This is a genomic window from Zunongwangia sp. HGR-M22, assembly GCF_027594425.1.
Lineage (GTDB): Bacteria > Bacteroidota > Bacteroidia > Flavobacteriales > Flavobacteriaceae > Zunongwangia.
The window spans coordinates 2,658,921-2,670,385 of the sequence record NZ_CP115159.1; the positions used below are offsets into that span (position 1 = coordinate 2,658,921).

The window sequence follows — 11,465 nt, forward strand, 5'->3', positions numbered from 1 at the left end:
GAAGCATCTACACTCGCTGGGTTAAATCCTTTTTTAACTTTAGTAATGTAGGAACCACGTAACAACTTGCTTATGCAGTTAAGTCATAACGAAGATAACAATTTCTCACTTTCACGTTTCGAATCGATGCTAAAGACTAATGATGTGCTTTTTTTCGATTCCAACGAATTCGAAAATATTATTCATCATTATTTAGAAATCGGAAAAATTAATCTGGCGAAGAAAGCAGTAAAATTGGGACTTTCTCAACATCCTTCATCTATAAATTTAAAACTTCTTAAAGTTGAAATTCTGGTTTTTGAAGATAAATTAGATTTAGCAGATGGGCTCTTAGCCGAAGTTCAGGATTTAGAGGCGAATAACGAGGAGGTTTATATTCAGAAAGCGCAAATCTTTTCTAAGCGAGATGAGCATCAGCAAGCAATTAAAGTGCTGGAACTTGCTCTTGAAGTTACCGAAGACTTGGCAGAAATCTACTCTATGATTGGAATGGAATATTTATTCCTTGAAGATTTCCAAAATGCGAAGATTAACTTCATGAATTGTTTAGAAGCAGATGAAGAAGACTATTCTGCACTATACAATGTGATGTATTGTTTTGATTTTCTGGGAGAAAGCGAAGAAGCTATAGAATATCTTAATATGTATTTAGATAAAAATCCATACTGTGAGGTAGCTTGGCATCAGGTTGGTAAACAATATTTCGATTTAAAAGATTATAAAAAAGCACTGGCAGCCTTTGATTTTGCGATTATAAGTGATGAATTTTTTATAGGTGCCTACTTAGAAAAAGGGAAGGTTTTAGAAAAGCTCAAACGCTATCCTGAAGCCATTGAGAGCTATAATGTAACCCTCGAGCTAGACGATCCCACTTCTTTCGCTTATCTGAGAATAGGAAAGTGTTTTGAACAACTTGGAAATGATAAACTTGCCATTGTTAATTACGAAAAAACGGTTCACGAAGATCCTCTTTTAGATAAAGGATGGATTGCGATTACCGATTTTTATATCAAGAAGAAAAACTTTAAAAAAGCATTGTACTACATCAATAAGGCAATAAATATTGATGAAGAAAATGTATTGTACTGGAAACGCTATGCCAGAATCAATAACCGATTAAACCTGAACAGAGAAGCTGAAAGAGGTTATCGAAAAAGCTTAGATTTAGGAAATTATGAACTTGAAACCTGGATAAGAAGATGTGATATTCTTATTAATCTGGGAGAATGGGAATCTGCTGTTCAAAACCTTTTACAAGCAAACGAATTCTATCCCGGAATTGCGGAGATTGAGTATCGTTTAAGCGGTTTATATTTTATGCTGAATAATGCCGAATTGGCTTATAAACATTTAGAAAGTGGATTAAAGGCTGACGCTGAATATTATATTATAATAGAAGAACTTTTTCCAGAAATTTTTAAACGCAAAAGCGTTAAACAATTAATAGATTCTTACCAAAAGCCTTCATAGTAATTTCCTAACTTTGGCCAAATCTAATTTTTAGGACATGCAAAGAAGCTTTAAAGAATATTTAAGCGTTACACTAAAAGGTATGGCCATGGGTGCCGCAGATGTTGTGCCTGGAGTTTCTGGTGGAACTATCGCTTTTATCTCTGGGATTTACGAAGAATTGATCTCTACCATAAGCGGAGTTGATCTTTCTCTTTTAAAAACCTGGAAAAACGAAGGTTTTAAAGCGATGTGGAATCAGCTTAACGGTGGGTTTATCGTTTCTTTATTTCTAGGAATCTTAATTAGCGTTTTTACTTTAATGCGATTGGCTAATTATTTATTAGATAATCACCCTGTACTAATTTGGTCCTTCTTCTTTGGTCTTGTTTTGGCTAGCATTTGGTATGTGGGTAAGCAAATTCCTAACTGGAATTATAAAATCGTGCTAGCCGTTATCATTGGTGCTGCGACAGCCCTATATGTCACTTCGCTACCTCCTATGGGAAGTTCAGAAAGCACTTTTTTCATGTTTATTGCGGGAGCAATTGCTGTTTGTGCCATGATTTTACCAGGAATATCTGGTGCTTTTATATTAGTATTACTTGGCGCGTATCGCCCGGTAACCGATGCTGCACACAACTTCGATATTAAAACATTAGCAATAGTTGGCGTAGGTGCCATTTTTGGTTTGCTTAGCTTTTCTAAAATATTAAAATGGTTATTTACTAATTATACTAGTCTAACCTTAGCTGTATTAACCGGTTTTATAGCGGGATCTCTGAATAAGATATGGCCGTGGAAAAAAGTTCTGGAAGTAGCCCGATTTAATGATAAAGAAATTCCCATAAGTGAAACTTCAGTACTGCCATGGAATTTTGAGGGGGATCCACAACTACTTTTTTCAATTGTCCTCATGTTAGCAGGATTCGGACTCATTTTTCTTTTGGAAAGTTTAGCAGGCAATAGCAATAAACCTGAAGAGGCTAATGCAACAAACTAGAACCTTAACCGATAAAATTTTCCTTATTTTAAAAGGATTGGCCATGGGTGCCGCTAACAAGGTTCCCGGGGTATCTGGTGGTGTTGTAGCTTTTGTAGCAGGATTCTACGAGGAGTTTATTTATTCCCTTCAAAAGATTAATCTTAAAGCTGGTAAGCTTTTAATTGCTGGTAGATTCCGCAGTTTTTATCATTACATAAATGGTAAGTTTTTAGCTTTGCTTATTTTGGGTATGCTCATTAGCTATTTTAGCGTGTCCAAATTATTAGATTACCTCATTGTTCATTACGAACTTTATGTGTGGTCGGCATTCTTTGGAATGATTATCGGTTCTATTTATTACATCAGTAAAGATTTTGACGAATGGAGCCGGCGAAGCCTATTATTCGTTATGCTGGGAATTTTTTTTGGTATAGCTATTAGCATGCTCGAACCCGCAAAACAAAACGATAATTTATGGTTCGTGTTTTTTTGCGGAATGATTGGCGTTTCGGGAATGACGCTTCCCGGGTTATCTGGCTCCTTCATACTTATTTTATTAGGTAATTATGTATTGTTACTGGTCGATTCAGTCAACGCGCTTTATGATACACTAGCAGATATCATTAGCTTAGACTTCAGCTTTGTTTCAAATGAAGCTCGCATGCACCTTTTACAGGTAATGATCACCTTCGCCGCAGGCTCATTAGCAGGACTGGTATCACTTTCCCATCTTTTGGGATATGTTTTAAAAAAATATAAAAAAGATACTTTTGCCACTATTATCGGCTTTATTACCGGATCGTTAGGCGTAGTATGGCCTTGGAAAGATAAAATATACAAAGTAAATAAAAGCGGCGATTTTTTAAGAGATAGTCACGGTGACAAAATTGTAGATAACTACAACCGTTACTTGCCAGATTTTGAGCATTTAGATACGTATATTGCTATGTTTTTTATTCTGGTAGGAATTTTTATAGTATTGGGACTGGCTCTTTATGAGAAAAGAGCGCAAGCAAAAAAATAGTGAAACATGAGAAAATTCGGACTTTTAGGTAAAAATATAGATTATTCATTCTCAAAGAAATACTTCAACGATAAATTTGAAAATGAAAAAATTGATGCTGAATATGTAAATTTTGATATTCCTAAAATTGAAGACTTCTCATTGATCATCACCAAAAATCCTCGTTTATCAGGTATGAATGTTACTATTCCTTATAAAATGGAAGTAGTAAAATATCTCGATGAACTTTCTGAAGATGCAAAAGAAATTAAAGCTGTAAATGTCATTATGTTTGAAGAAGCTAGCAAATTGGTAGGGCATAATACCGATTTTATAGGTTTTAGAGATGCTTTATCCCCGCATTTAAGACCTCAACATACGCATGCTTTAATTCTTGGAACCGGTGGCGCTTCCAAAGCAGTAGCTTACGCCTTAAAAACATTGGGAATTTCGTATAAATTTGTCTCCAGAACTCCAGATGAAGATCAATTCTCGTATAATACTTTAACTGAAGCCATTATTCAAAAATATTCGCTTATTATAAATACCACGCCACTAGGCACGTTCCCTAATACCGATAAATATCCAGAAATCCCATATCACTATATCGGTAAAAACCATCTGGTATTCGATTTGATTTATAACCCGGCAGAAACCAGTTTTATGAAAAAGAGTAAGGAACATGGTGCCGAAGCAATAAATGGTAAAAAAATGCTCGAACTTCAGGCTGAAGCTGCCTGGTCTATATGGAATTCCTAAGTATTTCATCAAAATTGCGCATATTTTCTCATAAAAAATTTCGTTTTCTTGCCCAAGTTTAGTGTAGTTGTTATCTTTCAGCTTTAATAACTATAGCCGAACTTTAACATTGAAATATATGTCTCAATCAGATAACGAAAACAAGAAAGAAAAACTTTCTAACAAAGAAAATCCTGAGAACCTTGAATTAACTCAGAATCAGGAATCTTCAGAAGAAAGTAAGAAAGAAGAAAAGAAGGTAGATGAATCTTTTTCGGAAGAGGTTGAGAATCCAGAGGCTGCAAATGAAGAGCTGGAAGAAGCTATGGTAGCCGAATCTACTTTTGTTCAGGATACTGAAAATAATAAAGTTACAAATGCGCAAGATAAGGACGAGGATGAAGATGAACACGAAGATGCCATTATCGAAGAGCATAAAAAAGGAGTAGACGATTCTCTTGCCGAGGATAGCGAAGATGAGAGTGTAACCGAACGTCACAACATCCCCAAAAAAGATTACCATTCGATGAGTAATGAGCAACTAGCCGATGAGCTGGAACGATTACTTAAAAACGAGAAGGTACAGGCCATCAAAGATCATGTTATCGAAATTAGAGCAGAATTCAATGCTAAGTTTGATGAAGAATTTGAAGAGAAAAAAGAAAATTTTCTTTCAGAAGGTGGAAATATTATAGACTTCCACTACTCTACACCGCTTAAAAATCGTTTCAACTCACTTTATTTCGATTACCGCGAAAAAAGAAATAAATACTACCAGCAACTTAAGCAGGATCTAAACGCTAATCTTAGCAAACGTCTTGAAATAATTGAAGAGTTAAAAGGTATTATTAATATTGAAGAAAATATCAATACCACCTATAATCATTTTAAAGATATTCAGGATAAATGGCGCACAGCAGGGCCAATCCCTCGAGATAAGTACAATAATGTTTGGAATACTTATCATCATCACGTAGAAAATTTCTATGACTTCCTTCACCTAAATCGCGAATTTAGGGATATGGATTTTAAGCATAATCTAGATCAAAAACTTAAAGTTATCGATCGTGCTGAAGAATTGGCGCAAGAACAGGATATTAATCGTGCGTTTAGGGAATTGCAGATGCTCCATAAAATGTGGAAGGAAGAACTTGGCCCAGTAGCCAAAGAATATCGAGAAGAAATATGGGAAAGATTTAGCAATGCTACCAAAATAATCCATGATCGCCGTCAGGAATATTTCGAAAATTTAGACAAAGAATTCGATAAAAACTGGGAAAAGAAACAGCAAATTATAGAAAAGATTCGCGAAATCGCCAATCAGGATATTAGCAGCCATAGTAAATGGCAACAAAAGATTAAAGAAATTGAAGCTTTACGGGAAGATTTCTTTAAGGCAGGAAAAGTACCACGTAGCAAAAATGAAGAGACGTGGAAAGACTTTAAAGAAACTGTTAGAAGCTTTAACCGAAAGAAAAATTCTTTTTACAAGAATTTGAAGAAAGAGCAGTACGAGAATCTCGAGAAGAAAAAAGAATTAATCCAGATCGCAGAAGACAATAAGGATAGTGACGATTTTAAAACGGTTACTCCTTTAATGAAAAAGATTCAGACCGATTGGAAAAAAATAGGTCACGTTCCAAGAAAAGACAGCGATAAGATCTGGAAGCAATTTAAAGCCGCCTGCAACTATTATTTTGATCGTTTGCATGAGAATCGTAGCGAAGAAAATAAAGAGGAAATGGAAGCTTTTACCAAGAAAAAAGATCTTTTGGAAAAAGTTCGATCATACGAATTTGCAGGGAATAAAGAAGAAGATTTAGAGCATATAAAAGCTTTTATTGCGGAATGGAAAACTTTAGGTCGCGTTCCTTATAATAAGCGTTTTATTGAAGGGAAGTTTAATAAATCTTTAGATCAGTTATTTAATAAATTGGATATAAATCGTACAAAAGCTGAAATGCTGAAGTATGAAAATAAAATTCAATCGCTTAATGACGCTGATGACGATAAGAAAATTAGAAATGAGCATTTCTTCTTAACTAAGAAAATTGAAGAAACTCAAGCCGAAATTCGACAATTAGAGAATAATTTACAATTTTTCTCTAACGTAGATGACGACAATCCTTTGGTACAAGATGTTCATAAGAATATTAATGATCATAAAGCACAACTTAAAGTTTGGAGAGAAAAACTTAAAAAAGTAAAATCTCTTTATTAATTAAGAGTAAGCATCAACATAAAAGCCGGCAAATTGCCGGCTTTTATGTTGGTATTCAGTATAGTTAATTTGACTTCAACTTACATTGATTAAGATTCTAAATTAAATACTATAATTTTTTTGCTTCATTCCAAAACACATCCATTTCAGCTAAAGTCATATCTTTTAGCTTCTTTTTGTTTTCTTCAGCTTTACTTTCAAGATATTGAAAACGCTTAATAAATTTTTTATTGGTGCGTTCTAATGCATTTTCTGGATTAATATTTAGAAACCTGGCATAATTAATCATTGAGAACAATACATCTCCAAATTCGGCTTCCATTTTATCCTTATCCTCAATGTTTACCTCATCCTGAAACTCTTCTAACTCTTCCTGGACTTTCGCAAATACCTGCTCTGGATTTTCCCAATCAAAACCAACACCAGAGACTTTATCCTGAATTCTAGTGGCTTTTACCAAAGCTGGTAAAGATCTGGGAACTCCTTCCAAAACACTTTTCTTTCCCTCTTTGAGTTTTAAATTTTCCCAATTTTTCTTTACATCATCTTCGTTTTCCACTTTTACATCTCCATAAATATGAGGGTGTCTTGAAATGAGTTTCTCACAAATTCCATTCGCTACATCTGCAATATCAAAATCCTTAGTTTCGCTTCCTATTTTGGCGTAAAAAACAAGATGTAAAAAAACATCACCTAATTCTTTTCGAACTTCTTCCAGATCGTTATCCAGTATCGCATCTCCCAATTCGTAAGTTTCCTCTATCGTAAGATGCCGTAAACTTTCCATGGTTTGCTTGCGATCCCAAGGACATTTTTCCCTAAGATCGTCCATGATGGTTAATAATCTATCAAATGCTTTTAGTTGTTCTTCCCTGGAATTCATTGTAACTTTTTAAATCTAAAGTACAATTTTAAGAAGATTTAGATAGATACAACTACTTACTGTCTTTTTAATTTATAAATACAGCCTTCAGTACATTTTGGGGATTTATAAGTTGGATAGTAAACGATATAATCTGTATTTATATTCTCTAGAGCCTGATAGTACACATTCTCTGGAGATATATTTTTATTGATCGCGCAATCGTAATTTAAAACCAGCATCTTTATATCGCTATCATCAGGATGCTTAACGAGACTGTAATTACCAGTATTGCAGTTGGCAAAACCACCTTCAAAAGTACCATTTTCAAAAAAATCTATAGTGTATCCATCACTAACTGACGTCCAAGATGCTTCATCTCCTGTACTAACTTTTTCTTCTACAAGTTTCCATTTACCAACAATATGGATTTGGTCGATTGCTGAAACCGGTAATTCTTCCAAATTTTCTTCTTCCTCACTACTGCAGGAGAAAAGACATATAACAATAACAAACAGGCTAAGTAAATAAGTTTTCATAATATAAGAGTTTCTATGTAGATCCTAAATAAGCTAAAAGGTTGCGTAATATATAGTTGAGATATTGAGGTTATTAATGATTATGCTAATCTTTCACTTGATTTATAGAAAAATATAAACTGAAAATCTATAAAAATTCCAAAAATTAGGATAACCAGCCATCGTCTATAATTATTATTTGGTGTTGTCCTTACAGCAAGATTAACTCATTTATAATTTTAATGATTCCTAATTAATTATGACAAATAACATTAAAAATTGATTTTCTGTGTATTGAAAACAAATTTCTTATTGTTGTTAAATCTGAATGTTGTCCTGAAAATATATGAGTTTGTTTCCATTTCTTTATCGTCATAAGCTAAAACAAAATACTCTGGAAATGAATTCTTACATCTAGCGATAAATTCTTCTATTGTGAATTCGTATTTTGCAAACGTATGTTGACTTTCAATCTCTGGAGTAGGAATTAATTTTACGGCATTTGAATAATCGTTTATTTTAAAAAATTCACCATTATTCTTTTTAACATCTATAGAAATACTTTCTAATCTATCATTATACTTTAATGCGTAATCAACTACAATCCCCTTTTCGTAGTTTTCTTCATCTATTTTGGAATAATAGTTTAATAAAGAATCACGACTACTGGATATAAAATCAAAATAAACTAAAATTTCATTCTTATCTACAAATTGATTTATAGGGTTTGGTTTAATTATGGGAAAGTTGTCACTACTTTGATAAATTGTTGCATATTTTAATGCAATTGTATCAATAGTTATTCCTTTATCCATTATAGCCTGGATATCTGCGGAAGGTTCAGTTTCTGTATTTGCATCATCTTTATCGCATGCTGCAAACAATAAAACACAGATAAAAAATAATAACTTTCTCATAGTTCCAATTTTAATGGTTTATTATAGAGATGCTATAACAGCGACATGGTTGCGTTGCATAGACAATTTTTGCTATGATAAATTTATTCAATTAAAAAGAAAGCTAGCTAGCACTTTGCTTCGGAAAGATTATTTCAGTCGCTAATTCAATGGCGATTTATTTAGCGTAGAGATTCAATTTTGGGTAGGCCGAGACTGAATAATTTCTGGAATTACAGATATCTTCATATTCTTCTTCAGTAATTAAATCAAAATCCTGAAAATAACTGGAGAAAAGTTCAAGCTCTGCATAAGAATTCAAAATAATTACAAGACTCTCATATTTTGGTAAGGGAAAAGAAAATTCAAGTTTTGCCTCAACGTTATTGTGAGTTTCTAAAAATTCTTCAATTCTTTTTATTTTATTCCTAGTTACCATTTAGCGGGGTTAAGTAAACTAAAATACGATGCAAAAATAAAAATTTTATACGAATGATGTATAAGTTTGAAGATATAAAAAACCCTACTTAAAAAAGTAGGGTTTCACAAATAAGGGTGGAAGACCGGTTTCGAACCGGCGACCTCTGGAACCACAATCCAGCGCTCTAACCAGCTGAGCTACAACCACCATTTCAAATTGCGGTTGCAAATATATGTTATTTTATCGCTCCTGCAAAGAAAAAAATCGATTAAATAAGATCAAAAATGGAATCTACTGCTACATAGCGCTCTACAGTAAAACCTTCAGCATATTCTGTATTAATTATTCTTCCTAAATCGCGTGCTCTATAGTTTACACTGTCTAAAAAGTTATTACTAGATATAGGAGTATTCGGTTCTTTACTATTTGGATCGTAGAACTGGGTTGCATAAGTTTTTACTGCATCCATTTTCTTGTCCATATACCCCGTAACATCTACAAGCACATCTGGCTCGATTGATTTCCACTGTATATAATGAAAAACCTGTTTAGGCCGCCAGGCTTTCTGCTTATTGCCATCATTAGTAGTTTCTATCTTCATCAAACCGCTTAAAAAACAGGCATCACTAACTAGTTTTGAACCTCTACCATGATCGATATGACGATCGTCTATAGCATTACAGAAAACAATCTCTGGCTGATATTTTCTAATAATCTCTATAATTTTTAGTTGATGCGCTTTATCATTAATAAAAAATCCATCAGCAAAACTTAAATTTTCGCGCACATGAACACCTAAAATTTCAGCAGCTTTAGCCGCTTCTTTATCTCTGGTTTCCGCAGTACCACGTGTGCCAAGTTCTCCTCTTGTTAAATCTAAAATACCAACTTTTTTACCACGATCTATTTCTTTAGCCAAGGTAGCAGCACAACTTAATTCTACATCGTCTGGGTGCGCTCCTATGGCAAGAATATCTAATTTCATAAAATTTTATTTGTTTTTAATCTAGGCTAATGCCTGTTCTATATCATCAATTAATTCTTCTGCTTCTTCTATACCTACCGAAAAACGAAGCAAACCATCTTTAATCCCCTGCTCTGCTCTTTCTTCTGGACTAAGTAAACCATGCGAAGTTTTAGCAGGTGAAAGAATAGTGCTTTCAACTCCGGCTAAACTCATCGATGATTTAATAAGCTTCAGTTTTTTCTGGAATTGGTCGGGATTAATTCCTTCAACTAACTCAAAAGACAACATTCCTCCAAATCCGCTCATTTGTTTTTTTGCTATTTCGTGATCGGGATGAGAAACCAAACCAGGATAATATACTTTCGCTACCTTTTTATGATTGTATAAATATTCGGCTAAAATCATTGCATTATTATTCTGCTCCTTTACTCGAAGTCCCATGGTTTTAAGGCTTCGCTCTAAAAGCCACACCGTATAATCACTTAAATTTCCTCCTAAGTTTTTAGCCATCTGAAAGATCGTATCAATATGTGCTTCCGAAGAAATTACCGTTCCGGCGAGAATATCACTATGACCTCCCATATATTTTGTGGCCGAGTGAATTACCACATCAATACCCATATCAAGAGGATTTTGATTTACGGGTGAGGCAAATGTATTATCGATCATGCTCACTACACCTTTGCTTTCCGCTAATTTTGCTATGGCCTCAACGTCGGTAATAGTTAATAATGGATTTGAAGGCGTTTCGATATAAATAACTTTGGTATTCTCTTTAATTTCAGCTTCAAAAGAGGACAATTTTACATCCTTGGTAAAACTATATTCTATACCGAATTTATCGAATTCCTCAGTAATTAAATTACTAGTTCCGCCATACAAAGTATTCTGAAAAACCACGTGATCACCCTGGTGTAAAAATGCTAAAAGCGCGGTGCTTACAGCAGCCATTCCGCTTCCAAATATGAGTGATGCTTCCCCATGTTCTAAAGCTGCCATTTTTTTGGCCAAAGCTACCTGATTGGGTGTATTAAAATATCTAGGATATCTTTTAACTGCAACATCTTCAAAAGCATAAGATGTAGACATATAAAGCGGACTTACCGCTCCTTTAAATTCTGTATCCTCGAGTTCTCCGGCATGCGTACAAATAGTATTTATGCCCTTATATTTTTGATCCATGATTTATAATTTTAGGGATCTAATTTAAGAAGTTAGGCTTGCAATTGCTACAGTTAATTTGGGTTTCTTAATCTGCACTTTAACATCTCTTTAAAACGAAAACGTAATAAAAAATTTTGGGCCGATTAATTTACCTTTTTGTTGTGAAATTAATTTATCGCTTTACCACTGGTTTAACAGCACTAATAGGATATTTACAATAACTTAGAGCTATAAAAAAAGT

The 11,465-nt window shown here is 33.9% G+C and carries 11 protein-coding genes and 1 tRNA gene; 5 read left to right on the forward strand and 7 right to left on the reverse strand.

The genetic code is table 11. The features are described 5' to 3' along the window. Positions 1 to 72 precede the first annotated feature (72 nt). From PBT91_RS11715 to PBT91_RS11735, 5 genes are all read left to right on the forward strand, one after another. Complete coding sequence (locus PBT91_RS11715; protein WP_270058648.1) at positions 73 to 1,470, forward strand: tetratricopeptide repeat protein; 1,398 nt, start codon at positions 73 to 75, stop codon at positions 1,468 to 1,470. Positions 1,471 to 1,507: 37 nt separating this feature from the next. Further along, entirely contained in the window at positions 1,508 to 2,452 is a 945-nt protein-coding gene (locus PBT91_RS11720; protein ID WP_270058649.1) for a DUF368 domain-containing protein, read from the forward strand. Then, positions 2,439 to 3,458: a DUF368 domain-containing protein gene (locus tag PBT91_RS11725; protein ID WP_270058650.1), complete on the forward strand. Its 1,020-nt coding sequence runs from the start codon at positions 2,439 to 2,441 to the stop codon at positions 3,456 to 3,458. The genes PBT91_RS11720 and PBT91_RS11725 overlap by 14 nt, the downstream gene beginning before the upstream one ends. 6 nt (positions 3,459 to 3,464) lie before the next feature. Next, a complete protein-coding gene (locus PBT91_RS11730; protein WP_270058651.1) occupies positions 3,465 to 4,196 on the forward strand; it encodes a shikimate dehydrogenase family protein in 732 nt (243 codons plus the stop codon). Between the two features lie 118 nt (positions 4,197 to 4,314). Further along, on the forward strand, positions 4,315 to 6,396 hold the full coding sequence (locus PBT91_RS11735) for a DUF349 domain-containing protein (RefSeq protein WP_270058652.1): 2,082 nt from the start codon (positions 4,315 to 4,317) through the stop codon (positions 6,394 to 6,396). Positions 6,397 to 6,505: 109 nt separating this feature from the next. Here PBT91_RS11735 and mazG read toward each other — a convergent pair whose 3' ends face one another. From mazG to PBT91_RS11770, 7 genes are all read right to left on the reverse strand, one after another. Beyond that, the gene (gene mazG / locus PBT91_RS11740; RefSeq protein ID WP_270058653.1) at positions 6,506 to 7,279 is read right to left on the reverse strand and encodes a nucleoside triphosphate pyrophosphohydrolase; all 774 of its coding nucleotides are present in this window, start codon (positions 7,277 to 7,279) and stop codon (positions 6,506 to 6,508) included. Positions 7,280 to 7,335: 56 nt separating this feature from the next. Continuing rightward, complete coding sequence (locus tag PBT91_RS11745; protein ID WP_270058654.1) at positions 7,336 to 7,797, reverse strand: hypothetical protein; 462 nt, start codon at positions 7,795 to 7,797, stop codon at positions 7,336 to 7,338. A 251-nt stretch (positions 7,798 to 8,048) separates the two neighbouring features. Beyond that, entirely contained in the window at positions 8,049 to 8,693 is a 645-nt protein-coding gene (locus tag PBT91_RS11750) for a hypothetical protein (protein WP_270058655.1), read from the reverse strand. 157 nt (positions 8,694 to 8,850) lie between these two features. Next, positions 8,851 to 9,111, reverse strand: coding sequence for a hypothetical protein (locus PBT91_RS11755; protein WP_270058656.1), 261 nt, complete (start codon positions 9,109 to 9,111; stop codon positions 8,851 to 8,853). Positions 9,112 to 9,225: 114 nt separating this feature from the next. Next, positions 9,226 to 9,301 (reverse strand) — tRNA-His (locus PBT91_RS11760). A 60-nt stretch (positions 9,302 to 9,361) separates the two neighbouring features. Further along, the gene (gene bshB1, locus PBT91_RS11765) at positions 9,362 to 10,078 is read right to left on the reverse strand and encodes a bacillithiol biosynthesis deacetylase BshB1 (RefSeq protein WP_270058657.1); all 717 of its coding nucleotides are present in this window, start codon (positions 10,076 to 10,078) and stop codon (positions 9,362 to 9,364) included. Positions 10,079 to 10,099: 21 nt separating this feature from the next. After that, positions 10,100 to 11,242, reverse strand: coding sequence for a trans-sulfuration enzyme family protein (locus tag PBT91_RS11770; protein ID WP_270058658.1), 1,143 nt, complete (start codon positions 11,240 to 11,242; stop codon positions 10,100 to 10,102). Between the last annotated feature and the right edge of the window lie 223 nt (positions 11,243 to 11,465).